Raw genomic sequence first — 25,802 nt, forward strand, 5'->3', positions numbered from 1 at the left:
ACGCCGTTTTCGTGTCCGCTAAAGACCGCCGCTTACCAGATGCGGGCGCGGCTTTCCGGGGCGATGTACTGCGCCTGATCGGGCGTCACGCCGAAGGCGGCGTACCAGGCGTCGATGTTGCGCGGCGATGTGGCGGCGCGGGCGGCGCCCGGCGAGTGCGGATCGGTCGTCAGTTGTTCCTTCAGCGCCGCCTCACGCGACTTCTCGCGCCAGACCTGTGCCCAGCCAAGGAAGACGCGCTGTTCGCCGGTCAGGCCGTCGATGACGGGCGCGGGCTGGCCGTTGAGGCTGCGGTGATAGGCGTCCAGCGCCATCAGAAGACCGCCCAGATCGGCGATGTTTTCGCCCATGGTCAGCTCGCCGTTGATATGGGTGCCGGGAATGGGTTCCTGGGCGTCGTAGATGGCGCCCAGGACTTTGGCCCGCTCCTCGAAGCGGGCGGCGTCCTCGGGCGTCCACCAGTCGCGCAGGACGCCGTTGGCGTCGGACTTGCGGCCCTGATCGTCGAAGCCGTGGGTGATCTCGTGGCCGATGACGGCGCCGATGCCGCCGTAGTTGACTGCGGGGTCGGCCTTAGGATCGAAGAAGGGCGGCTGCAGGATGGCGGCCGGGAAGACGATCTCGTTGCGCGGCGGGTTATAATAGGCGTTCACCGTCTGGGGCGTCATGCCCCATTCCAGCGGATCGACCGGCTGGCCGATCTTGCCGCGCTTCCAGGCCCATTCGAAGGCCGAGGACCGTTCGACGTTGCCGTAGAGGTCGCCGGCCGACAGCTCCAGTCCGTCATAGCTGCGCCATTTCTCGGGATAGCCGATCTTGACGCCGAACTTGGACATCTTGAGCAGGGCCTGCTCGCGCGTCGGTTCGCTCATCCAGTCCAGGGCTTTCAGGCGCTCGGTCATGGCGGCGCTGAGGTTGGCGACCAGGGCCTCCATCTGGGTCTTGGACGAGGCGGGGAAGTGCAGGCGCACGTATTCCTGGCCCAGAACCTCGCCCAACTGGCCGTCGACCAGGGCGACGCCGCGGTTCCAGCGCGGACGGTTCTCGGGCTGGCCGCGCAGGGTCTTGCCGCGGAACTCGAAGCGAGAATCGACGAAGGCGTCGGACAGGTAGGGGCCGGCCTGATCGACAATCTGGAAGGCTTCCCACGCCTTCAACGTGTCCAGCGACGTGTCTCCGAAGACCTGGGCGATTCCCGGGATGGCGGTGTTTTCCATCAGGACGATGGTAGGCACGTCGCTGATCTGGGCGCCTTGCAGGAAGGCGGTCCAGTCAAAGCCCGGGGCCAGCTTGGCCAGATCGGCGGTCGGGGCCGGGTTGTAGATCTTGTCGATCTGGCGACGTTCGACCGTGGTCCAGTGCTTTTCGGCCACCTTGGTCTCGAAGGCCAGGATGTCGTCGGCGGCCTGGGCCGGGTTGTTCCAACCGGCGGCGGTCAGGGCGCGGGTGATATAGGCGACGTAGGCTTCACGCTGAGGCGCGAAGTCGGCCTTCAGGTAATAGTCGCGGTCGGGCAGGCCAAGACCGCCCTGACCCATGTAGGCCGAGTTGAGGTTGGGGTTTTGCAGGTCCTCGAACACATCGACGCCGAACAGCGAGCCGCCGAATCCGGCGTGGCTTTCGCCCATCAGGCGGGCCATGTCGCTGTGGTCGGCGACGGCGCGGACGGCGGCCAGATCAGCGGCGAGCGGCTGGGCTCCCAACTGGTTGACGCGGGCCTCGTCCATGAAGCTGGCGTAGAGGGCGCCGACCTTTTGCGCATTGGCGTTGGTCGGGTTGGCGGCGCTGGTCTCGATGATCGACTTCAGCTGGCTCTGGGCGTTTTCGTACAGGACGTCGAAGGGGCCGAATCGAGCCTTGTCCGAAGGGATCTCGGTGTTCTTGAGATAGGTCCCGTTGGCGTATGCGTTAAAATCGTCGCCCGGCCGCACAGCCAGATCACGACCATTCAGGTCAAAGCCCCAGGGATGGATTTGCGGCGCGTCAGCGGCGGATGCCGGCGCTGCGTGGCCGGCGTGGGCGTCCTGGGCCGAGGTGGCTTGAGCGGAGAGCGCAAGGGCGAGCGCCATGCCGGCGGCGCCCATCAGGCGGGTCTTGAACATCGGGTCTTCCCATGTGGAAAAGCAGGCGAGCGGACGCCGGATGAGCCGGGCCGATCTTGGCGGGGAAACTGCTCCCGCCTGCGACGCCCTGTCGCATTAAAAATCGTTAAGGTTGGCGTGGCTGTCAGCGCGCCACGAAGGCCGCCAGCGTCTGCGGATAGAGGATATGCTCCGCTGCCTTGACCCGTTCGGCCAGGGTTTCTGCCGTGTCGCCCGGCAGGATCGGCACGCGGGCCTGGCCCAGGACGGGGCCTTCATCAACGCCTTCAGTGACAATGTGGACGGTGCAGCCGGCCTCGGAGTCGCCGGCTTCGATGGCGCGGGCATGGGTGTTCAGGCCGGGATAGAGGGGCAACAGCGAGGGGTGGATGTTCAGCATCTTGCCCGCCCATTTCTGCACCAGCCAGGGCGTCAGCAGGCGCATGTAGCCGGCCAGGGCGATGACCTCGACCTTGCGGTCGGCCAATAGGGCGTCGATGGCGCGCTCATGCGCTTCGCGGTCCTTGCGGAAGGGCTTGTGCTCGACCGCCAGGGCCTCGACCCCGGCGGCGCGGGCCTTCTCCAGTCCGGCCACGTCCGCGATGTTGGAAATGACCACCACGACCTCATAGGAGGCGTCCGCCGCCTGACCCGCCGCGACCAGCGAGGCCATGTTGGTGCCGGAGCCGGAGATCAGCACGGCCACGCGCGTCTTGGGCTGGGCGGTTTCGGTCGACATTGGGCGGCTCGGGCGACGGATCGGGGAGGAGGCGAGGGATGCGACCGCGACGGCGGATTGGCAAGCCCCATGCCGCTATTCGGGGCGTTACAAAGTCCGTTGCCGGAGGGACCCGCTTGGCGCTAGCGTCCCGGCGCCGGGACATCCGGTGCGTGAGGGGGAGTTTCACAATGCGTCATCTGCTTACCGCCGTCTGCGCGGCGGCGATTCTGGCTGTGCCGATGGTTTCGACGGCTCAGGAGGCGTCAGGCGGCGGTTCCGGGCCCTTGCGCTCGGCCAGCGACCGTCTGCGCAACGTCACTGCAGAGCAGGTGGAGCGCAACTGGGCCCGCGCGACGCCTGAGGAAAAGGAGGTGACGACCAGCCATTCGATCACCGCCCACGGCCGGGCCATGCGCTACAAGGCCACGGCGGGCACCCTGACCATCCGCGACGACGCCGGCATGCCGACGGCCAGCCTCTTCTACGTCGCCTATACCCTGGACGGCCAGCCGGTCGGGCGGCGTCCGGTGACCTATCTCTACAACGGCGGGCCGGGCTCGCCGACGGTGTGGCTGCACATGGGCGCCTTTGGCCCCGTGCGGGTGCTGACGGACGATCCGGTAGTCGAGCGCCCCGCGCCGTTCAATGTCGGCCCCAACGACATGACCCTGCTGGACAAGACCGACCTGGTCTTCATCGACATGGTCGGCGCCGGCTATTCGCGCCCGCTGGGCGAGACGCCGGGCTCGGCCTTCTGGGGCGTGGATCAGGATGCGGACGCCTTCACCCGCGCCATCATGCGCTACACCACCAAGTTCAACCGCTGGTCCAGCCCCAAGTACGTACTGGGCGAGAGCTACGGCACCCTGCGCACCGGCGCGGTGGCGCATCAGTTGGAAGATCGGGGGATGTCGCTGAACGGCGTCATCCTGCTGTCCTCGATCATGAACTACGGCGTGCGCCAGCCGGGCTATGCGCAGAACTTCCTCACCCTTCTGCCGACCTATGCCGCGACCGCCTGGTATCACAACAAGGTCCCCAGTCGCGCCGCCACGGTGGAAGAGCACGTCCAGCGGGCGCGCGACTTCGCCATGGGGCCCTATGCAGCGGCCCTGGCCAAGGGGCACATGATCCCGGACGCCGAGCGCGCCCAGATCGCCCGGCAGATGAGCGAACTGATCGGCGTTTCACCGACCTTCATCGACAACGCCAACCTGCGGGTAGAGCTGTCGCCCTTCCGCAAGGAACTGCTGCGGGATCGTCGCGAGACCATCGGCCGTCTGGACACCCGCTACCTGGGCATGGACGCCGACGCCGTGGGCGGATCGCCCGAGGAAGATCCGTCGAGCAGCGCCATCACCGGGGCCTATTTCGGCGTCTTCCATGACTACATCGCCAATACGCTGAACTACCGGACGGACATGGACTATCGCCAGTCGGCGCGCGGCCTGCCGGGCTTCAACTGGAACTGGAGCCACCGACCGCCGGTCGGCGGGCCGCAGACGACCCCGAACACGGCGGTTGATCTCGCCACAACCATGCGACGCAATCCGCATCTGAAGGTGCTGGCGCTGAACGGCTACTACGACGCCGCCACGCCCTTCTTCTCGACCGAGTTCGACCTGGCCCAGATGATGCTGGAGCCCAGGCTGCGTCAGAACCTGGAGTTCACCTATTATGAAGGCGGACACATGATGTACACGAGCCGCAAGGCGCTGGAGGAACTGCACGTTGATCTGGTCAGGTTCTACGACGAGACCCAGAACGGCGGGGTTCGGTAGGGGCCTCGCGCCAAAGAAAAAGGCCCCGGTCTCGCGACCGGGGCCTTTGTCGTTTTAGATGTTCGACGCTCAGGCGGCTTCCAGCTGTCCGCAGATGAAGGCTTCCTCGCCGGCGTTCAGCAGGGCGGCCAGGACTGGCTCTGCGTTCTCGGGCGAGACGATCAGGATGAAGCCGACGCCGCAGTTGAAGGTGCGGCGCAGTTCGTGGTCGGAGATGCCGCCGACCTGACCCAGCCATTCGAAGACCGGGGGCAGGGCCCAGGCGTTCCAGTCGAACGCGGCCTGCAGGCCCTCGGCGATGCAGCGCGGCGGGTTCTCGATCAAGCCGCCGCCCGTGATGTGGGCCGCGCCCTTGATCAGGCCGGCCTTCATCAGCGGCAGGACCGGCTTCACATAGATGCGGGTCGGCTCCATCAGGGCTTGGGCCAGGGTGCGGTCCTTGGCGAAGGGGGCGTCGTCGCCCCATGCCAGGCCGGACTTCTCGACCACCTTGCGGATCAACGAATAGCCGTTCGAGTGCGGACCGGACGAAGCCAGGCCGATGATGATGTCGCCAGCCTTCTGCTGGTCCAGATAGGGCAGGACCTGACCGCGCTCGACCGCGCCGACCGAGAAGCCGGCCAGATCGTAATCGCCGCCCGAATACATGCCCGGCATTTCGGCGGTCTCGCCGCCGACCAGGGCGCTGCCCGACTGGCGGCAGCCCTCGGCGATGCCGGCGACGACGCGGCGCGCGGCGTCTACGTCCAGCTTGCCCGTGGCGTAGTAGTCCAGGAACATCAGCGGCTCGGCGCCTTGCGCGAGCAGGTCGTTGACGCACATGGCGACCAGATCGACGCCCACGCCGTCATGACGGCCGGTCTCGATAGCGATCTTCAGCTTGGTGCCGACGCCGTCCGTGGTGGTGACGATCAGCGGGTCTTCGAATCCTGCGGCCTTCAGGTCGAACAGGGCGCCGAATCCGCCCAGCGAAGCCTCGGCGCCGGGGCGGCGAGTCGACTTGGCCAGGGGTTTGATCGCATCGACCAACATTTCTCCGGCGTCGATATCCACGCCTGCATCGGCGTAGGTGAGGCCGTTTTTCAGGGCTTCAGGGGTGTCGCTCATCGGTCACGGCTCGATATCGGGGGCGAAAATCTGTCGCGGCGCTCTTGCCACAACGGCGTCGCGCGGGGCTATAGCATCGGAATGACGCCAATCACCACCAATGACGCGCTAATCGAGTTCTGTGAACGGCTGGCCAAGGCCCCGTTTATCACGGTCGACACCGAGTTCATGCGCGAGACGACCTACTGGCCCAAGCTGTGCCTGATCCAGGCGGCTTCGCCCACGGACGCTGCGATCATCGATCCAATGGCCGAGGATCTGGACCTTGAGCCCTTCCTCGCCCTGCTGCGCGACGAATCGATCATCAAGGTCTTCCACGCCGCCCGTCAGGACGTGGAAATTTTCAACCGCCTGGGCGCCATGCCCAAGCCGATGTTCGACACCCAGGTCGCCGCCATGGCCGCCGGCTTCGGCGATCAGGTCAGCTATGAGCAGCTGGTGCGCCAGATGCTGCGTCAGGAACTGGACAAGGGCAGCCGCTTCACCGACTGGGCGCGTCGTCCGCTGTCAGACGCGCAACTGGTCTATGCCCTGGGCGACGTGACCCATTTGGCCGCCCTCTATCCCAAGCTGCGCGACCGACTTCAGAAGGAAGGTCGTCTGGATTGGGTCATGTCCGAAATGGGCGCCCTGACCGACCCGGCCCTCTATGACACCACGCCGGAGAATGCGTGGAAGCGTCTGAAGCCCAAGAAGTTCAGCGCCAAATACCTGGCCGCCTTCGTCGCCGTTGCGGTCTGGCGCGAGCGTGCGGCGCAGGAACGCGATCAGCCGCGCGGCCGTATCCTGAAGGACGAAGGCATCGACGAAATCGCGGTTCAGACCCCGACCGATCCTGAAGCCTTCAACCGCCTGCGTTCGGTGCCGAAGGGTTTTGGCGGCTCGCGGCTGGGCATCGAGCTGGCGGCTGAGCTGAAGCGCGTCCTGGCCGATCCGGAAGCCCATGCGCCCAAGCTGGAGCGCCCGGCGCACAGCCAGCCGGCCCCGCCCTCTGTGGTCGAACTGCTGAAGGTGCTGCTGAAGGCCAAGAGCGACAACGCGGGCGTGGCCACCAAGCTGATCGCCAACGTCGCCGATCTGGAAAAAATCGCCAATGACGACAACGCCGACATCGAAGCGATGAAGGGCTGGCGCCGTCAGCTTTTCGGGGAGGATGCTTTGAAGCTGAAGCGCGGCGAAATCGCCCTGGTGCTGAACGGCTCTCGGGTCGAAGTGGTCGAAATCGAAGGCTGAGTTTCACATAACCAAGAGAGGCCGGCGGCGACGTCGGCCTCTTTCGTTTGCGACGTCAGTGCGGCGTCGCTTCCTGCATCCTTAGCGTCAATCCCATCGCCTCGGCCAAGGCCTTGGCGCGGCGGCGCGTCTGTTCGCCCAGCAGCATGTCGGCGTAACCCTCGGCGGCGGTGATCCGCAGCGCGCCCTTCTCGACCGTGGCGGCGGCGTTGGCCAGAAGCTGCGGCGAGCGGCCCGACAGGTCGCAGGCCAGCCGCATGGCCAGGCCCAGGGCGCGGGCGCGTCTCTGGCCTTGTTCAGGCAACAGGCGCTCCACCACGTTTGACGAGGGGGTCTTGGCGTCGCCGCCATAGCGGGCGTTCATGGCCACGGCCAGAAAGGCGCGTTCGGCGTGAGTTTGCCCCGGAATGGGCGAGCGCAGCACCTGATCGAAAACCAGTTGGACCCGGTGGTCGGGGTGCAGCCGGGCGCCGAGGTCGGCCAGGCGACAGACCGAAGAGGTCAGAATCGCGTCGCGTTCCTCACCAAAGGTATCCGGCATGGCCGAAACGAGCGGTTGCAGCCAGCCGTCCAGAGCGCGTGGCAGGGCCGGGTCCACGCCTTGTCGTCCGCCCCAGGCGGAGCACCCGGCCAGCAGAGGATCGACCGCCGCCATGTCTGGCGACATTCCGGCGTAGAGCAGGCCTTCGCGAACGCCCCAGGCCGAAAACGTCACGGATTTCAGGCCGAGCGCGTCAATCAGGCCATCCAGCACGAGAGCTGCGTAAGGCAGGGTTTCGGCTCGGCGCTTGGACACGCCCGGCAACTTCTCCAGCGACGCCCTGGACTGGCGGGCCACCAGACAGGTCAGATCACGCGCGTCCGCGGCGGTCATGGCGTACTCGTGGACGATTCTCAGCGGATGATCCGTCATGGCCATGTGCATCTGGGCCAGACTGCGCCAGGCGCCGCCTACGGCGTGCAGGGCCTCTGTCGCGTATGCGTCGGCGACGGGGGCCAGTCGCCTGGCGATGCGGCTGCGCAGACGCTCGACGTCGAATCCCTTGGGATCGGTCAGGGCGAAGGGACCCAGCGGCAGGGTGACCCCCTTGTCCAGCGGCCGGTTGCGGCCGCCGTTGCCGATGCGGGTCAGCTCAAGGCTGGCGCCGCCCATGTCGGCGGCGACGCCCTGCGATCCAGGTGCGCCGGCCAGGACGCCTAGTGCAGAATAGCGGGCTTCTTCCTCGCCGCTCAGGACGCGGACCTGCAGGCCCGTTTCGGCGGCGACCAGGGCGCAGAACTGCGCGCCGTCCTCGGCCTCGCGCACGGCGGCGGTGGCGGCGATGATGGTCTGATCCGGCTGGACGCCCTCGATGACGGCGGCGAAGCGGCGCAAGGCCGTCATGGCCGCGACGACGCCGGGCGCGGACAGCCGCCTGGTCGCGGCCAGATCACGGCCCAATCCGGCCAGGACCTTCTCGTTGAACATGGTCCAGACCGCTCGACCCTCCAGCCTGTAAAGGACCAGACGCACCGAGTTGGAGCCGATGTCGATGACGGCGATCTGACGCGACGGGTATTCGGCCTCGACGCCCATCAGCGGCGTTTCCGGGGCTTGAGTCCGGAATAGGACAGGGCGCCGGGCAGGGTCTTCACCTTGCGGCCGCGTCCCGACAGGCTGGGATTGGTCATGAAGTACTTGTGGGCCGAGAAGGGACGATCAGCACCTGAAGGCGTGACGCGGTGATAGGTCCCGTCGGCCGCCAAGGTCCAGCTCTGGGCGTCGTCCTTCAGGTTAGCGACCATGATTTGATCCAGCACCTGATCATGGACCGTGGCGTTCAGAATGGGTGTCATCAGCTCGACGCGGCGGTCCAGATTTCGCGGCATCCAGTCAGCGGACGAGATGAACAACTTGGCCTTGTTGCTCGGCAGGTCGTGGCCGTTGGCGAAAGCGATGACCCGGCTGTGTTCCAGGAAGCGGCCCACGATGGACTTGACCCGGATGTTCTCCGACAGGCCCGGCACGCCTGGGCGCAGGCAGCAGATGCCGCGAATGACCAGTTCGATGCGCACGCCCCACTGACTGGCGCGGTACAGGGCGTCGATGATTTCGGGGTCGACCAGGGCGTTCATCTTGGCCCAGATCGCGGCAGGCTTGCCCTTGGCGGCGGCCGACATTTCCTTGCCGATCATTTCCAGCAGGCTGGTCTTCATGTTCAGCGGCGAGACGATCAGGGCCTCCAGCTCGTCCGGGGCCGCATAGCCGGTGATGTAGTTGAACACCCGCGTCGCATCCCGGCCCAGCACGGAATCGCAGGTGAACAGGCTGAGGTCGGTGTAAATCTTGGCCGTCGTCGGGTGGTAGTTGCCGGTGCCGAAGTGGCAGTAGGTCCGCAGGGCCTCGCCCTCGCGGCGCACCACCACGCTCAGCTTGGCGTGGGTCTTGTACTCGACGAAGCCGAAGACGACGTGGACGCCGGCCCGCTCCATCTGCCGCGCCCAGCGCAGGTTGGCTTCTTCGTCGAAGCGGGCCTTTAGTTCGATCAGGGCGGTGACGTTCTTGCCGTTTTCCGCCGCCTCGATCAGGGCGGCGACGATGGGGCTGTCCTTGGAGGTTCGGTAAAGAGTCTGCTTGATGGCGATCACGTGCGGATCGCGCGCCGCCTGTCGCAGGAACTGGACCACCACGTCGAAGCTCTCGAACGGGTGGTGGATCAGCATATCCTTTTCGCGGACAGCCGCGAAGATGTCGCCGCCGTTGTCGCGGACCCGCTCGGGATAGCGGGGCTCATAACCCTTGAACTTCAGGTCGGGGTGGCCGCCCGGGATCAGTTCGGCCAGTTGCGCCAGGCCCAGCATCCCCTCGACCAGAACCACGTCCTGAGGCTGGGCGTGCAGTTCGGCGATGATGAAGTTGCGCAGATCCTCGGGCATCGAGGCCTGGATCTTGATGCGGACGACCGAGCCCATGCGGCGCTGCTTCAGCGCCTCCTCAAACTCCATGACCAGATCTTCAGCCTCTTCCTCGATCTCGATGTCCGAGTCGCGGATCAGACGGAAAAGGCCCTTTTCCAGGATTTCGCAGCCGGGAAAGAGGTGGTCGATGAAGAGCAGCAGCAGGTTCTCCAGCGAGACGAAGCGCTTGCGGCCCGGCGCGGAACGTCCGTCGGTGGCCAGCGCCCAGAAACGCCGCACCTGCGTCGGCACCGGCACCAGGGCGTAAAGGACGCGATTGTCGCTGTTCCGGCGCAGCTTCAGCGCCAGCGAGAAGCCGAGGTTGGGCAGGAAGGGGAAGGGGTGTGCCGGGTCGATCGCCATCGGCGTCAGGACGGCGAACAACTGGTTCAGGAACTCGGGTTCCAGCCGTTCGCGCTCGGTGCGGGTGATCTTTGAGCCTTCGACCACCTCGATCCCGGCAGCGGTCATTTCCTTGCGCAGGACGCGCCAGCGGCGCTGCTGCTCGGCCATCAGCCCGCCAGCGGCGGCATTGACCTGTTCCAGCTGTTCCGCAGGCGTCAGGCCGTCTGGCGAGACGACGCGGACACGCTCGCGCACCTGACCCTTCAGACCCGCCACGCGGGTCATGAAGAACTCATCGAGGTTGTTGGCCGAGATCGACAGGAAGCGAACTCGTTCCAGCAGCGGATGGCCCTCGTTGGCGGCCTCTTCCAGCACGCGGCCGTTGAAGGCCAACCACGACAGCTCGCGGTTGATGAAACGCTCGGGCGAGGTCATCAGCGCCTCGGACAGCTCCAGCTGCGGGGCGCGCGAGGAGGGGACTTCCTCGCCAGTAGTGTCGACGGCGATGGGCGCGATTTCAGTCATGTATCTGTTGTCGCGCGGGCCTGTGACGGCTGCAACCGCGATCTGACCTGATCAGTCAGACAGTTCGTCGCTGTCCTCCAGCACATGCCGCGCCAGGACGCGGGTGACAGGGCGGTGGAAGGCGTCCAGCTTGTCCACGATGATATCGACGGCGTCGGCCGAGCGATCTATGCGGCGGGCCAGATAATCGACGACTTCCTCGCCCGGCGTGATGTTGCGGGTGGCGAAGGCGCGCTTCAGCATGGCGGCCAGCACAGCGTCGTCGGGCGCATCCACGCCCACCGTGCGGATGGCGTTCAGGCGCGACCGCAGGTCGGGCAGTTCGCTGGCCCAGGCCGCCGGCGGATCGCGCGACACCAGCAGCAGAGCGCCGCCGCCAGATTGCGTCAGATTGATCAGGTGAAACAGGCTCTCGTCATCGGCGTCCTGGGCCCGGTCCAGCAGAACCATCTGGCCCTCAAGCTCCACCGGATCGACAAGGGCGGCCTCGGCTCCGTGCAGGGCGACGGCGCCGGTGCGCTCGACCCAGGCGGCGGCCAGATGGCTCTTGCCGCTGCCCGGCGGGCCGAAGATCGCCAGGACCGAGCCTGGCGTCTCGGGCCAGGTCGCCAGCACCGCGGTCGCGGTCGAATTGGACTCCGACACGACGAAATCAACGGCGCGCTGCGACGCTTCCTGCCGCAGGGGCAGGCGTAGTTGCTGGATGTCGGAACCGGGTGCGGTCATGGATTGAACCATAGCAGAGGCTGTTCCAGGCGTTGTGGGCAGGTTCCCGGCTGCGGTGGACAACCGCGCGACGCTGTGGATTTAGCCGCCAGCCTTGACTTTCCGGGGCGATGATGGGCCTTTCGCCCCTCCTAATTCACGCTGTTCTGCAGCCGTTTTCAGACGAAATCCGATCATGCACGCCTATCGCACCCATACCTGCGGCGCCCTCCGTTCGACGGATGCGGGCGCGAATGTTCGTCTGTCGGGCTGGGTTCACCGCAAGCGCGACCACGGCGGCCTGCTGTTCATCGACCTGCGCGACCATTACGGCCTGACCCAGCTGGTGCTGCACCCCGAGACGCCAGGCTTTGAAGCCGTCGAGCGCCTGCGCGCCGAAAGCGTCATCAAGATCGACGGCGAAGTGGTCAGCCGCTCGGCCGAAACCACCAACGCCAACCTGCCCACCGGCGAGATCGAAGTCCGCGTCCTGGCCGTTGAAGTGCTGTCGGAAGCCGCCGAGCTGCCGCTGCCGGTCTTTGGCGAGCCGGAGTATCCTGAGGAAATCCGCCTCAAGAACCGCTTCCTGGATCTGCGCCGCGAGACCCTGCACAAGAACATCGTCCTGCGCTCCAGGGTGATCCACTCGATCCGCCAGCGCATGGTCGAGCAGGGCTTCCTTGAGTACCAGACCCCCATCCTGACGGCCTCGTCGCCGGAAGGCGCGCGCGACTTCCTGGTGCCGAGCCGTATGCACCCGGGCAAGTTCTACGCCCTGCCGCAGGCCCCGCAGCAGTTCAAGCAGCTGCTGATGGTCTCGGGCTTCGATCGCTACTTCCAGATCGCGCCCTGCTTCCGCGACGAAGACCTGCGCGCCGACCGTTCGCTGGAATTCTACCAGCTCGACGTCGAGATGAGCTTCGTCACCCAGGAAGACGTCTTCCAGGCGATCGAGCCGCTGATGAACGGCGTCTTCAACGAGTTCGGCGACGGCAAGCCGGTGTCGCCGATCGACGGCGTCCACACCTTCACCAACGACTTCGGCGAGACGTTCGAGCACAAGGGCTTTGAGCGCCTGACCTATGCCCAGTCGATGAAGTGGTATGGCTCTGACAAGCCGGACCTGCGCAACCCGATCAAGATGCAGGACGTGTCGGACCACTTCCGCGAAGGCGGCTTCGGCCTGTTCGCCAAGATCCTGGGCGCTGACGCCAAGAACGCCGTCTGGGCCATTCCTGCGCCGACCGGTGGTTCGCGCGCCTTCTGCGACCGCATGAACTCCTGGGCGCAGGGCGAGGGCCAGCCGGGCCTGGGCTACATCTTCTGGTCCGATGACCAGCAGGCCTGGGGCGGCCCCATCGCCAAGAACCTGGGTCAGGAGCCGACCGAAGCCCTGATGGCCTCGCTGGGCCTCGGCAAGGGCGACGCCGCCTTCTTCACCGCCGGCGACCCTGCCGTCTTCGCCAAGTTCGCCGGTCTGGCCCGGACCCGCGTCGGCGCCGAACTGAAGCTGGTCGACGAGGAGCAGTTCAAATTCTGCTGGATCGTCGACTTCCCGATGTTCGAATGGTCGGAAGAAGAGAAGAAGGTCGATTTCAGCCACAACCCCTTCTCGATGCCGCAGGGCGGGATGGAGGCCCTGGAGACCCAGGACCCGCTGACCATCCGCGCCTATCAGTACGACATCGTCTGCAACGGCTATGAGCTGTGCTCGGGCGCGATCCGGAACCACAAGGCCGAGATCATGCTGAAGGCCTTCGAGATCGCGGGCTACGACGCCTCGGTGGTCGAGGAGCAGTTCGGCGGCATGCTGAACGCCTTCCGCTTCGGCGCCCCGCCGCACGGCGGTCTGGCTCCGGGCATCGACCGCATCGTCATGCTTCTGGCCAACCAGACGGCCATCCGCGAGGTCATCGCCTTCCCGCTGAACCAGCAGGGTCAGGACCTGCTGATGAGCGCGCCCGCCGAGGCCGCCGACAAGCAGCTGAAGGAACTGTCGATCCGTACGGCTCTGCCGCTCAAGTAGGCGGCGTCGCAGCGCTGAATTGGAAAGGGCGGCCTTCGCAGGTCGCCCTTTTCTTTGAGCGTCAGGGGAGGTTAGCGGCCCGAGGCGACGACAAGGTTGCGCTGACGTGGCGGGATCGGTGGTGCAGGCGGGGCCGGCGGCGTGCGAATGACGCGGATGCTGCCGCCGCCGCACGAACGCACGGTCAACCCATTGGGCAGGCGGGTCGCGCCGTCGCCACAGGCGTCATGCACCTGATCCTGAGTCAGGCCGCGCGCGCCGGACAGGTCGGCGCCGCGAATGTCTGTACGGTTCATCGAGGCGCCCGAAAAGTTGGCGCGATCGAAGCTGGCCCCGGTCAGGCGGGCGCTGTCCAGAGAGGCGTTGTTGAACTTGGCGCTGTCGAACACGCCGTTGGTCAGGTTGGAGGCGTTGATCTCGGCGTTGGAGAAATCAGCGCCGACAGCGCGGACATTGGCCAGGGTCGCGCCGAACATTTCGCTACTGTTGAACCTTGTGCGCGTCAGTATAGCTCGGTTGAAGTTGGCCCCATTCAACTCGGCCGAGGACAGGTTGGCGTCCTGAAAATTCGTGCCGATCAGGTTCGCGCCCGTGGCCTCGGCCCCGGTCAGATTGGCCCCGCTGAAGACGGCGTTGGTAAAGTTGGCGCCGAGCATTTCGACGCCCCGCATGTCGGCGCGGCTGAAATCGCTGCCCGAGAAGTTCGAGCCGAGCAGTTCGGCTCCGCGCAGGGTCGCACCGACTAGCGTGGCGTTGGTGAAGCTGGCGCCGGTGAAGGTCGCGCCTGAAAGATCGCGGCCTGACAGTTCGCAGCGATTGCAACTGCCGCCCAACGAAACCATACGGGCGACGTCGCGATCCTGCATCTGAGACAGGCCGGCCATGCCCGCAAAGGCGGGGGCCGCGATCAGAAGCCCGGAAAGGGCGACTGCTGCGGGAGCCAGACGACGGAGAAGGGCGAGCGGGCGTTTCATCACCCTATCTAGATGCGCCCATCGTCCGGATAACCCTACTTAAATCGCGGTAACGAAGGCGACCCTTAGCAGGCCGGAATACGCAGTCCCGAGGGCAGCACGGTCGCATCGTCGCCGCAGGCCTGGTTAAGCTGGCTCTGCGTCAGGCCGACCGCTCTTGCCAGACGCGCACCCGACAGATTGGTCCCGTTGAGCTTGGCGCCGGACAGGGTCGATCCATCCAGATAGGCGCCGACGAAGCTGGCGTTGCTCAGATCAGCTCCGGCGAAGTTCGAGCTTGAAAAGACGCCGCCGTAAGCCTCCACGTCGCGTATGTCGGCGCGGGAGAAGCGGGTGCGGTTCATGACGGCCAGGCTGAGGTCGGCCTGACGCAGCCGGGCGCCGGCCAGGTTGAGGCCGCGCACCTCCATACCTGAGAAGTCGCCCTGAAAAAGGTTGCAGCCGGGGCAGCTGGCGCCGCCGCGCACGCGGCTGATCTGGGATGCGTTCTGGGCGACGGCCGGCATGGCCGTGACGGCGATGAGCGAGGCGACGAGTGCGATTGCGAGACGGTTCATGCTGGAGCTCCGGGCTTTGTCGCTGCCAAGCAAGAAACAGGCCGAAGGCCGGCCGTCGCTCAACCTTGCATCTGCGGGGCCGCGCCACAGGTGTCGCAGATCCAGCCGCCGCCGCGATTCTGCAGGGTGAAGTCGCCACATTCAGGACAGGCTACAGCTTCCGTGGGGGCTTCGGTCCGTGGAGTATCGGCTTTTCGCCCAAATGGGACGACTACGAGGTTGTCGGGGGCCGCGCCCCGCGCGAATCCTTTTGAGATGAAGCGAGCGGCCGGCACAGGTTCGGCGTCGTTCATCACCGCAGCGCCGAGTCCGTCTGGATTGAGCCCTTCGGGTTCGGCATTGGCGAGTTCCTGGCGCTCCAGATAGGAGACCCCCAGTTCGCGGAAGATGTAGTCGAGGATCGAGGTCGCCGAACGGATCGAATCATTGCCGGTGACGCGCCCGGCGGGTTCGAACCGGGTGAAGACGAAGGCGTCGACGAATTCGTCCAGCGGCACGCCGTATTGCAGGCCGATCGAGATGGCGATTGCGAAGTTGTTCATGAGGCTGCGGAAGGCGGCGCCTTCCTTGTGCATGTCGATGAAGATCTCGCCCAGTTCGCCGTCTTCGTACTCGCCAGTATGAATATAGACCTTGTGACCGCCGACCGAAGCCTTCTGGATATAGCCCTTGCGGCGGTCAGGCAGCTTGCGGCGCGTGCGATCGCGCTCGACGATTTTTTCGATCACACGCTCGACCGTCCGGGGTTCGGGTTCGATACGTCCTGGCATGGGAGCCTCGGTCTCTGGCAGATCCAGACGGAACTCGGCAGGCGGCGGGGCGCGGCGCAGGACGACTGCGCGGCGGCCGTCGCGGGCAGCCTGGCCCAGAGCGCGGACGCCCTGGAGCGGACCGGCCCGCCAGTCGATGACCAGGGGCATGACGTCGGGCGCGTCGCTGTAGGGCTCAATGGCGTGGCGCAGTTGGGCCTCCAGCGCCTGGGCATCGGCGGACAGCAGGCCACGCAAGGCTTCGGGCGCCGCCTCCCATCGGGACAGGTCCGCGTGTCCGAAGGCGGCGGAGCGAGCAGCCTCGACGGCGGCGTCGTCGAAGCCCAGCCGGGGCAGCAGGTCCGAGCCTTCCTGGACCGACAGCCCCAGCACGTCGCCGACGAAGCCGGCGTCCAGCACGGGTGGGGCAAAGACCGCCGACAACTGATCCGTCTGTGACAAGGCGCTTTCGACGGCTTCAAGCTCCAGATCGGTAAAGCCCAGATCTCGCAAGGCCGAATGGTTGACGCCAGGTGCCCCCACCAGGGTCCGTCGACCGAACAGGCAGCGTTCGGCTTCCTCAACGTCGCCTCCGGCCCGCCGGATGGCGCGTTCAAGCGACGGACGCAGGCGACGTTCCGTCTCGCCGTCCCGGGTCTGGAACAGGTCAGTGGCGGCAAAGGGCGAGGCGCCGAGTCGGAGCGCCAGTTCGGCGTCGCGCACAAACAGGCTGATGGCGGAGTGACGACGGCCATTGTTCTTCAGCGCCGTGGCGTCCTGTCCGCGTTGAAGGGCGACGTCGACGATCTCGTCGCTGACAGCGGCCCATTCGGCGCAAGCACCGATCTGCGCGGCGAGCTCGACCGAGGCCGAACTGGCAGCGGCCGCAATGCGTGCGCCGACCGAAGCTGCACAGGTCAAAAGGTTTTCGGCATCGGTGGCGACGGCCCAGTCGGCCAGGCCGGAGAGGCCCAGCGCAATGGGACGCGCTGCTTCGCGGCGACGGGCACCGGCCATATTCTGGCAAGCACTGAGGTCGGTCTCAATTTCCAGAGCCAGAACCCAGAGCCGCGTAAGGTCCTCCAGGGCTGAATCGAAAGCTTCCGCGCCTGCAATAGCGGCCAGGGCCGGCAAATGAATCGTGGCGCGGACCTCCATCTCCACATCGGCCAGGGTCTCGGCGTCACGGGCGGTGAAAACCAGCGCCACGTCCCCTTCCATAGCCGCCTTAGCTACGATCAGGGCGTGGGGCCCTCCCGAAGCAATGTGGTCACGCACGGCCAGGACGGTCTGAAGGGGCTGGGCGGAGGGAGTGGGCAGGGCGACCGAGGTGCTTTCGCCATCAATTGCGCGAAGGATGTCGGCGTCGCTTGCCCCGCATCGGCGGGCGGTCAGGGCGGCCCGAGCCAACGCCGGGTTTGCAGTTGGGTCGGCGCAGGCCGGTCGCGGTCCTTCGCAGCGATCGACGGCGTGGGCGACCGCAGCCAGCGCGTCGGAAAGGGTCTCGGCGGCGCGCCTCGCCATTCGCTCGCCGCGTCTGGCGGCCGCCAGTTCGGTCAGGGCCCCCGCCGCACCCGGGTCGTTTGCGACCAGACAAGGGAGCCCGCCAAGCGACGGCCGGGGCGCTTCCGGCGCAGCCAGGCCGAGGATCAGGGAAGCGCCTATTTCTTCGGCAAAGATTTGGGCGTCGTCGGCTGTGGCGAACAAGCCGGTTTTCAGGCCCTGAGCGCCCAGTCGATGCGCCCAGCGGTCTACTGCGCCGTTCAGCGCCGACGCGTAGTCGTCTTTCAGGGCTGGCGCGCCTTGTGGGAGGTCATTCGTCAGGCCTTCGGCCCAGTCAAGCCAGGCTTCTACTCTCGCATCGGACCAGTCGGCGGGCGCCAGGGTCGATGCCATGACGCCGGGGCGTTCGATCACGCGGGGTTCCAGCGCCATGAGCGCGGCGAGGGGGGCGAAACGGGGGTTGATGCGCATCAGGCGTCTCCGCGCGTGTCCTGATCTCGACATTAACGACGCCCTTGGCGGCCTTTCAATAAATCTTGGGGCATGAGGAGGGGTTACCCCCAAGATGTTGATGTTGAGACGTGACGCGTCCAGGCCGTCTCGGGCTGGACGCGGGCGGTTGCGGTTTCTATGATCGCGCAGCGTCGCCGGACCTCCCTGAGCGACGGGATACAAGTGAGTACGACGACGTGCTGAGCAAGATCTTCACCTGGTGGAACGGCGCCACGATCGGCACCCTTTTCACCGTCGGCAAACGCGGCCAACTGGTCGGCACGGACGAGTTCGGCAATCGCTATTACCAGTCGCGCGACAACGTCAGCTATGACGGTCGCAAGCGCCGCTGGGTCATCTACGACGGTTACGCCGAAGCCACCAAGGTTCCGCCGGAATGGCAGGGCTGGCTGCGATACACCTATGACGACGCCCCCAGTGAAAAGCCGCTGCCGCGCCGTGCATGGGAAAAGGACCACCTGCCCAACATGACCGGCACGCCGATGGCGTGGCGTCCTCAAGGTTCGCTTGCCAACGAGGGCAAACGCCCCGCCGCCACCGGCGACTACCAGGCCTGGAGCCCGGAATGACCTCGCGCCGCCTCCTGCTGATCGGCGTGGCCGCGGCGGGTCTGGCGGTCGCAGGCGTGGGCATGACCAGCGCCCTGACGGACCTGCCTCAGGATGCAGTTCCGGTTCAGGATCCGGTCGGGGATCTTTTACGCGACACCAACCGCGCCCCATTGCAAAATCAGCAGCCGACGGTTCCGGCGAACGCGACGCCGGTCCAGGGCACCACGCCCTCCACGGATCCGAGCGCCGCGCCGGGCACGCCGGTCGTGGTGGTGACGCCCGAGGCCGAGATCGCAGCGGTTCAGGAAGATGTTCCGCCTGACGTCGAAATCGAGACGCCCAAGCCCGCGGCCGAACCCGCCGCAGTCCCGGGCCGACGTCAGCGGCGCCCCGTGGCCGTCATCCAGGCGATCGACAAGGTCACGGCCGAATCGATGCGGTTCGAAGTCGAGGTCGGCGGGCGTCCGGTTCGCTTCAACAAGACCCTGATCTTCAGCGCCCGCGCCTGCGAAGTGTCGGCCTCTGACGAACAGACGGAAGACGCCATCGCCTATCTGGAAGTCGGGGTTCAGCCGCGCGGGATCGTCGTGCCGACCGAGGCGCGTCAGATCTTCAAGGGCTGGATGTTCTCATCGTCGCCCGCTGTCAGCGGCCTGCAGCATCCGGTCTACGACGCCTGGGTGGTCGGCTGTAAGGCATAGGTCACAGCCTCCGCGCCCGTCAGGGGCGCGGTCAGGGCTGACTTGTCTGGCGTCAGGCGCAGCGCCGGCTTCAGCAGCCGAAGATAGGCCGCCTGAGGCGTTTCCACAGCGCCGAACTGGCTGAGGTGCTCGGTCAGGAACTGGGCGTCCAGCAGGCCCCAGCCGCCCAGTCTCAGTCGCGCCACCAGATGCACCAGGGCGACCTTTGACGCGTCACGCGCCCGGCTGAACATGCTTTCGCCGAAGAAGGCGCCGCCCAGCGTCACGCCGTACAGACCGCCGACCAGACCCTCGTCCTGCCAGCATTCAAGGCTGTGAGCATGGCCGCGTGCGTGAAGCTCCAGATAGAGCCTGCGGATGGGATCGTTGATCCAGGTGTCCTCGCGGCCCGGCGTTGACGCGGCGCAGGCGTCCAGAACGGCGCCGAAGGCCGTGTCGGCGCGCACCTGGTACGGCTCGCCGCGAACGGTGCGGCGCAGGCGCGTGGGAATGTGGAAGCGATCCAGCGGCACGACGCCCCGCTGGTCCGGCTCGACCAGAAAGACGCGTGGATCGTCGCGCGCCTCGGCCATCGGAAAGACGCCGCGAGCGTAGCAGGCCAGCAGCTCCTCGGGTCCGAAGACGCTGGAGGGGCTGCTGGCGCTGAACTCGGGTTCGTCCAAGAGGGATTAGGCCTTGGCCTTCTGGGCGGCGGCCCATTTTTCCAGCCAGTGGATGTCGTAGTCGCCCGACAGGATGTCCGGCTCCTGCAACAGCTTCTGGAACAGGGGAATGGTGGTGTCGACGCCGCCGATCACCATCTCGCCCAGGCTGCGCTTGAGGCGGGCCAAGGCTTCCTCGCGGTCGCGTCCATGGACGATCAGCTTGCCGATCAGGCTGTCGTAGTAGGGGGGGATCGAATAGCCCGCGTAGATGGCGCTATCCAGTCGCACCCCCAGGCCGCCTGGGGCGTGGAAATCGGTGATCGTGCCCGGCGACGGAGTGAAGGTCTCGGCGTTCTCGGCGTTGATCCGCACCTCGATGGCGTGGCCCTCGAAATGAATGTCGTCCTGCTTGAACGACAGCGGCAGGCCGGCGGCGATGCGGATCTGTTCGCGGACCAGATCGACGCCCGTGATCATTTCCGTGACCGGATGCTCGACCTGCAGGCGGGTGTTCATCTCGATGAAGAAGAACTCGCCGTCTTCCCACAGGAACTCGATGGTGCCGACGCCCAGGTAGCCGATGGCGGCGATGGCCTTGTTGACCGTCTCGCCGATCTTCTTGCGACCCTCGGCCGACAGGGCGGGTGAGGGGGCCTCTTCCAGCACCTTCTGGTGGCGACGTTGCAGCGAGCAGTCGCGTTCGCCCAGGTGGACGACGTTGCCGTGGCTGTCGGCAATGACCTGGATCTCGATGTGGCGCGGCTTCTGGAGATAGCGCTCCATATAGACGGCGCCGTTGCCGAAGGCGGCCTTGGCCTCGGTCTGGGCCGTCTGCACGGCCTCGACCAGATCATCGGCGGTCAGGGCGACCTTCATGCCGCGCCCGCCGCCGCCCGCAGCGGCCTTGACGATCAGGGGGAAGCCGATGGTCCTGGACGCCTCGATGGCGGCCTCGATGGTTTCGACTTCGCCGGCCGAGCCGGGCACGCAGGGTATGCCGGCGTCCAGAACGGTCTGCTTGGCGCTGATCTTGTCGCCCATCACCCGGATGTGCTCGGGTTTGGGACCGATGAAGGTCATGCCGTGGGCTTCGACGATCTCGGCGAAGCGGGCGTTCTCGGACAGAAACCCGTAACCCGGGTGGATCGCCTGGGCGCCGGTGATTTCGGCGGCCGCGATGATCGACGGGATGTTCAGATAGGACTTGGCCGCCGGTGCGGGGCCGATGCAGACGCTTTCGTCCGCCAGCCGCACCCACATGGCGCCGCGGTCGGCTTCGGAATGCACGGCGACGGTGGAGATGCCCATCTCCTTGCACGCCCGGTGGATGCGCAGGGCGATTTCGCCCCGGTTGGCGATCAGGACCTTGGTGAACATGACGGGTCTCAGGCTTCCAGCATAACCAGAGCTTCGCCAAACTCGACCGGCTGGGCGTCGCCAACCAGGATTTCCGATACGACGCCGTCGCGCGGGGCCTGGATCGGGTTCATGGTCTTCATGGCTTCCACGATCAGCAGGGTCTGGCCCTTCTTGACCTTGTCGCCGGGCTTGATGAAGGCCGGAGCCTCCGGCGAGGCCTGCAGATAGACGGTGCCGACCATCGGCGACTTCACCTCTTCGCCCTTGCGCGAAACCATGGCGGCCGGGTCAGACGGCATGGAGGCCGAGGCGGCGGCGGCCGGAGCAGCGTGCGCGACCGGGGCGGCGGCGTAGTGGACCGGGGCCGCGGCCGTCATGGTGATCTCGCGGGCGACGCGGATGCGCAGTTCGCCGCGCTCGACCTCGATCTCTGTCAGGTCGGTTTCATTGAGGATGTCGGCCAGGCTGCGGATCAGGCCGGCGTCGATGCCTTCGTTCTTGTGCTTGTCGTCAGACATGATGAGTCTCTCTTCAGATCTTGGGCGAACGAGCCCCGGCCTTGGCGCGTTCCCGCGCCAGCCGAAGGGCGGCCTTGACGGCCAGTTCGTAGCTGTGGGGGCCGAAGCCCGAAATGACGCCGGTCGCAACCAGCGAAACATAGGAATGACGCCGGAAATCCTCGCGCGCGGCGGGGTTCGACAGGTGACATTCGACGACCGGCACGCTGAGCGTCTTCAACGCGTCCAGCAGGGCCACCGAGGTATGGGTGAAGGCGGCGGGATTGATCACCAGGGCGCAGGCTTCCTCGCGCGCCTCATGGATCCAGTCGACCAATTGGCCTTCGTGATTCGACTGGCGGAACACGACGCGCGTATCGCCGGCGGCGGCCTCGCACATGGCCTGGACGTCAGCCAGGGTCTCGTGGCCATAGATGTCCGGCTCCCGAACCCCCAGGAGGTTGAGATTAGGGCCGTTCAGGACGTAGAGGACAGGGGCTTCGGGCATTCGCTCGGAAAATTGGCGCTCACGACCGCGCGGATTCGGTCGGGCGTTGTAGCTCAGGTAAGGCGCGGCGCAAAGTGCGTCGATGAAGAGGTTGACCTAACGTCATGCGTATCGAAGTCAACGGCGAGGGGCGGGACACCGCCGCCACGACCATTCTGGGCCTGGTTCAGGAGCTGTCGCTGGACCCGAAGAAGGTGGCGGTCGAGCGCAATCTGGAGATCGTGCCGCGTTCTCTGCACGGCGAAACGGCGCTGGCCGAGGGCGACAGGATCGAGCTGGTGCAGTTCGTCGGGGGCGGGTGACATAAAATCCGCTCATCCCCGCGGAGGCGGGGACGAGCGGGAAGGGGGGATCAAATCCCGCAACGGCGCTTTCCCCCGGCGCAGCGTGGCGCTAGGTCAGGAGCATGACCGATACAGCCCCCCGCACCGACAGCTGGACCGTCGCCGGCCGCACCTTCAACTCGCGCCTGATCGTGGGCACCGGCAAGTACCGCGACTATGCCCAGAACGCTGCGGCGGCCGAGGCTTCGGGCGCCGAGATCGTCACCGTGGCCGTGCGCCGGGTGAACCTGACCGATCCCAGCCAGCCGGTGCTGACCGACTTCCTGGACCCCAAGCGCTATACCTATCTGCCCAACACGGCGGGCTGCTTTACCGGCGAGGACGCGGTGCGGACCCTGCGTCTGGCGCGCGAGGCGGGCGGTTGGACCCTGGTGAAGCTGGAGGTTCTGGCGGACCAGCGTACCCTGTTCCCCGACATGGAAGAGACCCTGCGGTCGCTGAAGCTGCTGACCGCCGAGGGCTTCGAGGTCATGGTCTACTGCACCGACGACCCGGTCTATGCACGCAAGCTGGAGGACGCGGGCGCGGTGGCCATCATGCCGCTGGGCGCGCCGATCGGCTCGGGCCTGGGCGTGCAGAACCCCATCAACATCCGCCTGATCGTCGAGCAGTCCAAGGTGCCGGTTCTGGTCGACGCGGGCGTGGGCACGGCCTCGGACGCGGCCATCGCCATGGAGCTGGGCTGTGACGGCGTGCTGATGAACACCGCCATCGCCGAGGCGCGCGATCCGCTGCTGATGGCCAGCGCCATGAAGCATGCGGTCATCGCCGGGCGGGAATCCTATCTGGCCGGGCGGATGAAGAAGCGCCTCTATGCCGATCCGTCGTCGCCGCTGGCGGGCCTGATCTAGACCACGGCTTGCCGCGCCGTCGCTGGCGGCGCACTCTCCAATAGCTCTGGGAGAGGCTGTTATGCGTTTCGGATTGATGGCCTGCACGGCGATGCTCGCCTGCATGATCGGGCCTATGGCCGTGGCGGACGCGACGGCGGACAAGGCCGTGCGCGACCTGCTGGATCAGCCGCAGGTCTGCGGCCCCAGCGGCTCGGCCATCGAAGCCATCCCGACCAACGACATCGTCATGGTCGAGGGCTTTGGAACCGGCGGCTTCAAGATCGACACCGCCAACCCCGAGGCCCAGGCCTGGTTCGACCACGGGGTGCGGCTGCGCTGGGCGTTCGAGCACACCGAGTCGGTGCGCGCCTTCCGCAAGGCGCGGGCGCTGGACCCGACCTGCGGCATGTGCGCCTGGGGCGAGGCCTGGGCCATCGGCCCCAATCTGAACGGCGGCGGTCAGGACAAGGCCTCGATCGACGCCGCCCGCAGCGCCGCCCGCGACGCCCGCCGTCTGGCCCGCGATGCGACGCCAGTGCAGCGCCAGATGATCGACGCCCTGATCCAGCGTTATTCCGGCGAGGAGAAGAGTCGTGCGGATCGCTTCGCCCAACGCATGGACCGGATCGCGCGTCAGAATCCCGACGACGGCGCCATCGCCAACATCACCGCTGACGCCTGGCTGTTGGCCGCCGACGAATGGTGGGATGACGACGGCAAGGCGGCCGACCCGGCCATCCCGCGCGCCATGGGCTTGCTGGAACGCGCGCTAGCCCGGAACGCGAACGAGACGGGCGCGATCCACCTCTATATCCACCTGACCGAGTGGTCGGACGACCCGCACAAGGCCATTCCCTACGGCGAGAAGCTGGCCCTGCTGGCCCCGGCGGCCAGTCATCTGGTGCATATGCCGTCGCACACCTATTACCGCGTCGGACGCTATCGGGACGCCATGATGTCCAACGTCAACGCCGTGGCGCTGGACCGGCGCTATGACGCGCTCGCCAAGCCGCCGGGCGGGGTGCCGGCGATGCGCCTGCATGCCCACAACGTCCACTTCGGCATGGGCGGCGCCCTGATGGCCGGAGGCGGCGAGGAGGGGCTGAAGCTCGCCGACTGGTTCCTGACCACCTATCCGACCATCGGCGCCCAGGAATACTGGCGGCAGATTGTCGCCAACAACGCCTACGCCATCTACGGCCGCTTCGGCACGCCGGAGCAGGTGGCGGCGTTGAAGGAGCCGTCGGCGACCCATCCGCTGTTGCGCATCAGCTGGCGCTACGCCCGGGGCGAGGCTGCCGCACGGGCCGGCGACGCCGCCGCCGTTCGCGCCGAGGCCGAGGCTATCAAGATGGTGCGCGAGGCGACGACCTTTGCAGGCCCGATGGCCGAGCAGCGCGCGGTCTTCGCAGAACTGTCCCAGCGCATTCTGGAAGGTCGCGCGGCCATGATCGAGGATAATGCGTCGGCCGCCGTCGCCGCCTTCACCCGCGCCGCCCAGATTCAGGCCATGGACGACGAGGGCGGGGACCCGCCGATCATCTGGTATCCGACGCGCCGCAGTCTGGCGGCGGCCCTGCTGGCCAGCGGCGACGCAGGCGCAGCAAAGGCCAAGATCGAGGAACTGCTGAAAGACTGGCCCAGCGACCCCTACAGCTACTTCGTTCTGGCCGAAGCTGAGAGCAAGGTGGGGAACGCCGAAGCGGCCGCCGAGGCGACCCGACGCGCGAACGTCGAGTGGATCGGCGGCGAGCGGACGCTGGCGGCGGCTTAACGCTTCGCGGCTTCGATCAGCTTGGCGATTTCGCCGGGCTCGATGCTGGCGCTGGCCTTGCCGTTGATAAAGAAGGTCGGCGTGCCTTGCAGGCCCAGGGTCGCGGCGACGGTGTGGATGTCGGTCACGTGGCGGGTCATCTCGGGCGAGGCGATGGCGGCCTGAGCCTTGGTCATATCCACGCCGTGCTGGACCAGGATGCCGTCGATGGCGGCGCGGTCCAGGGCGCGCTCGGTCATCAGGGCGTCGTAGACCTCCAGATACTTGCCCTGTTGATGCGCGGCCAGGGCGGCGCGGGCGGCGTATTGCGAGGTGACGTCGTCGCCCCGGTCCAGGATGGGCCAGTCCTTGAAGACGAAGCGGACCTCGGGGTGGGCGGCCATCAGGGCGCGATAGTCGTGGGCCACGGCCTTGCAGCCCGGGCAGCGGAAATCGAAGAACTCGATCACCGTGACCTTGGCGTCGGCGGGACCGAAGCTGGGGTCGCGCGCGTCGGGGGCCAGCAGGGCCGGGTTGGCGGCGGCGGCGGCGTTGATGGTCTGAACGCGGGACTGCTCCTCATGCGCCTGACGCGCGGCCAGAACCTCGTCGAGCACCTGTGGATTCTCGACTAGAAAGGCGCGCACGCGTCCACCAAAGTCGCCGCCGGTCAGATAGGGGGCGACCGATACGCCCAGAGCCAGAACCGAGACGGCCAGAGCTGCGGCGCCGAGCGTTTTGGCGGACAGGCGCGACAGGGCGCTGCCTTTCGGTGCGACGGGCGTCGGGGTCTCGGGGGCGTCGGGGCGTGCGTCGTCGGTCATGAAGGTCTCGGTAGCGGGAAGTTGGGCGGCG

At 66.7% G+C, this 25,802-nt stretch carries 22 protein-coding genes; 8 read left to right on the forward strand and 14 right to left on the reverse strand.

The annotated features are described in order from the left end of the window. Positions 1–32: 32 nt before the first annotated feature. Positions 33–2,102 (reverse strand): M13 family metallopeptidase, encoded by a 2,070-nt coding sequence (locus ACOZBP_RS01550; protein WP_422674703.1) that lies wholly within the window; start codon positions 2,100–2,102, stop codon positions 33–35. Positions 2,103–2,226: 124 nt separating this feature from the next. Continuing rightward, positions 2,227–2,820 (reverse strand): phosphoribosylglycinamide formyltransferase, encoded by a 594-nt coding sequence (gene purN, locus ACOZBP_RS01555; RefSeq protein ID WP_422674704.1) that lies wholly within the window; start codon positions 2,818–2,820, stop codon positions 2,227–2,229. 170 nt (positions 2,821–2,990) lie between these two features. Between purN and ACOZBP_RS01560 the strand changes: the two genes are divergently transcribed. After that, positions 2,991–4,583 (forward strand): S10 family peptidase, encoded by a 1,593-nt coding sequence (locus ACOZBP_RS01560; protein ID WP_422674705.1) that lies wholly within the window; start codon positions 2,991–2,993, stop codon positions 4,581–4,583. A 69-nt stretch (positions 4,584–4,652) separates the two neighbouring features. On the opposite strand, the gene purM is transcribed toward ACOZBP_RS01560, so the two are convergent. Next, complete coding sequence (purM, locus tag ACOZBP_RS01565) at positions 4,653–5,690, reverse strand: phosphoribosylformylglycinamidine cyclo-ligase (protein ID WP_333612335.1); 1,038 nt, start codon at positions 5,688–5,690, stop codon at positions 4,653–4,655. 81 nt (positions 5,691–5,771) lie between these two features. Between purM and rnd the strand changes: the two genes are divergently transcribed. Next, a complete protein-coding gene (gene rnd, locus ACOZBP_RS01570; protein WP_422674706.1) occupies positions 5,772–6,923 on the forward strand; it encodes a ribonuclease D in 1,152 nt (383 codons plus the stop codon). Positions 6,924–6,978: 55 nt separating this feature from the next. Here rnd and ACOZBP_RS01575 read toward each other — a convergent pair whose 3' ends face one another. From ACOZBP_RS01575 to ACOZBP_RS01585, 3 genes are read right to left on the reverse strand one after another with little or no spacing between them, the layout of a single operon-like run. Next, a complete protein-coding gene (locus tag ACOZBP_RS01575; protein WP_422674707.1) occupies positions 6,979–8,499 on the reverse strand; it encodes a Ppx/GppA family phosphatase in 1,521 nt (506 codons plus the stop codon). Further along, complete coding sequence (locus ACOZBP_RS01580) at positions 8,499–10,730, reverse strand: RNA degradosome polyphosphate kinase (RefSeq protein WP_422674708.1); 2,232 nt, start codon at positions 10,728–10,730, stop codon at positions 8,499–8,501. The genes ACOZBP_RS01575 and ACOZBP_RS01580 overlap by 1 nt, the downstream gene beginning before the upstream one ends. Positions 10,731–10,781: 51 nt before the next feature. Then, a complete protein-coding gene (locus tag ACOZBP_RS01585; protein ID WP_422674709.1) occupies positions 10,782–11,456 on the reverse strand; it encodes a chromosomal replication initiator DnaA in 675 nt (224 codons plus the stop codon). Positions 11,457–11,631: 175 nt separating this feature from the next. Here ACOZBP_RS01585 and aspS point away from each other — a divergent pair, with 175 nt between their 5' ends. Then, positions 11,632–13,461, forward strand: a complete 1,830-nt coding sequence (gene aspS, locus ACOZBP_RS01590) for an aspartate--tRNA ligase (RefSeq protein ID WP_422674710.1) — start codon at positions 11,632–11,634, stop codon at positions 13,459–13,461. Between the two features lie 71 nt (positions 13,462–13,532). Here aspS and ACOZBP_RS01595 read toward each other — a convergent pair whose 3' ends face one another. The 3 genes from ACOZBP_RS01595 to ACOZBP_RS01605 all read right to left on the reverse strand — a co-directional run bounded on the left by ACOZBP_RS01595 (position 13,533) and on the right by ACOZBP_RS01605 (position 17,715). Further along, positions 13,533–14,435 carry a pentapeptide repeat-containing protein gene (locus ACOZBP_RS01595; protein ID WP_422674711.1) on the reverse strand — a complete coding sequence of 301 codons (903 nt, stop codon included), beginning with the start codon at positions 14,433–14,435 and terminating at the stop codon, positions 13,533–13,535. A 65-nt stretch (positions 14,436–14,500) separates the two neighbouring features. After that, positions 14,501–14,992 (reverse strand): pentapeptide repeat-containing protein, encoded by a 492-nt coding sequence (locus ACOZBP_RS01600; protein ID WP_422674712.1) that lies wholly within the window; start codon positions 14,990–14,992, stop codon positions 14,501–14,503. Positions 14,993–15,051: 59 nt separating this feature from the next. Next, positions 15,052–17,715 (reverse strand): TSCPD domain-containing protein, encoded by a 2,664-nt coding sequence (locus tag ACOZBP_RS01605; protein ID WP_422674713.1) that lies wholly within the window; start codon positions 17,713–17,715, stop codon positions 15,052–15,054. Positions 17,716–17,933: 218 nt separating this feature from the next. Here ACOZBP_RS01605 and ACOZBP_RS01610 point away from each other — a divergent pair, with 218 nt between their 5' ends. Next, positions 17,934–18,326 carry an NADH:ubiquinone oxidoreductase subunit NDUFA12 gene (locus ACOZBP_RS01610; RefSeq protein WP_422674714.1) on the forward strand — a complete coding sequence of 131 codons (393 nt, stop codon included), beginning with the start codon at positions 17,934–17,936 and terminating at the stop codon, positions 18,324–18,326. Continuing rightward, complete coding sequence (locus ACOZBP_RS01615; protein WP_422674715.1) at positions 18,323–19,009, forward strand: DUF2155 domain-containing protein; 687 nt, start codon at positions 18,323–18,325, stop codon at positions 19,007–19,009. Before ACOZBP_RS01610 ends, ACOZBP_RS01615 begins: the two co-directional genes overlap by 4 nt. Here ACOZBP_RS01615 and aat read toward each other — a convergent pair. Genes aat through aroQ form a run of 4 tightly spaced genes read right to left on the reverse strand, consistent with a single transcriptional unit; the run spans position 18,976 to position 22,017 of the window. After that, the gene (aat, locus tag ACOZBP_RS01620) at positions 18,976–19,671 is read right to left on the reverse strand and encodes a leucyl/phenylalanyl-tRNA--protein transferase (protein WP_422674716.1); all 696 of its coding nucleotides are present in this window, start codon (positions 19,669–19,671) and stop codon (positions 18,976–18,978) included. The genes ACOZBP_RS01615 and aat overlap by 34 nt on opposite strands. 6 nt (positions 19,672–19,677) lie before the next feature. Further along, a complete protein-coding gene (accC, locus tag ACOZBP_RS01625) occupies positions 19,678–21,030 on the reverse strand; it encodes an acetyl-CoA carboxylase biotin carboxylase subunit (RefSeq protein ID WP_422674717.1) in 1,353 nt (450 codons plus the stop codon). An 8-nt stretch (positions 21,031–21,038) separates the two neighbouring features. Then, positions 21,039–21,530: an acetyl-CoA carboxylase biotin carboxyl carrier protein gene (gene accB, locus ACOZBP_RS01630; protein ID WP_422674718.1), complete on the reverse strand. Its 492-nt coding sequence runs from the start codon at positions 21,528–21,530 to the stop codon at positions 21,039–21,041. A gap of 13 nt (positions 21,531–21,543) precedes the next feature. Further along, positions 21,544–22,017 carry a type II 3-dehydroquinate dehydratase gene (gene aroQ / locus ACOZBP_RS01635; RefSeq protein ID WP_422674719.1) on the reverse strand — a complete coding sequence of 158 codons (474 nt, stop codon included), beginning with the start codon at positions 22,015–22,017 and terminating at the stop codon, positions 21,544–21,546. Positions 22,018–22,121: 104 nt separating this feature from the next. Between aroQ and thiS the strand changes: the two genes are divergently transcribed. From thiS to ACOZBP_RS01650, 3 genes are all read left to right on the forward strand, one after another. After that, positions 22,122–22,319: a sulfur carrier protein ThiS gene (thiS, locus tag ACOZBP_RS01640; protein ID WP_207826766.1), complete on the forward strand. Its 198-nt coding sequence runs from the start codon at positions 22,122–22,124 to the stop codon at positions 22,317–22,319. Positions 22,320–22,423: 104 nt separating this feature from the next. Next, a complete protein-coding gene (locus ACOZBP_RS01645; protein ID WP_422674720.1) occupies positions 22,424–23,212 on the forward strand; it encodes a thiazole synthase in 789 nt (262 codons plus the stop codon). 61 nt (positions 23,213–23,273) lie between these two features. Beyond that, positions 23,274–24,968 (forward strand): hypothetical protein, encoded by a 1,695-nt coding sequence (locus tag ACOZBP_RS01650; RefSeq protein WP_422674721.1) that lies wholly within the window; start codon positions 23,274–23,276, stop codon positions 24,966–24,968. On the opposite strand, the gene ACOZBP_RS01655 is transcribed toward ACOZBP_RS01650, so the two are convergent. Beyond that, positions 24,965–25,771: a thioredoxin domain-containing protein gene (locus ACOZBP_RS01655; RefSeq protein ID WP_422674722.1), complete on the reverse strand. Its 807-nt coding sequence runs from the start codon at positions 25,769–25,771 to the stop codon at positions 24,965–24,967. The two genes, ACOZBP_RS01650 and ACOZBP_RS01655, sit on opposite strands and share 4 nt — an antisense overlap. Positions 25,772–25,802 lie beyond the last annotated feature (31 nt).

Origin of the sequence: Brevundimonas sp. NPDC058933, from assembly GCF_049315965.1 — a bacterium.
GTDB lineage: Bacteria > Pseudomonadota > Alphaproteobacteria > Caulobacterales > Caulobacteraceae > Brevundimonas.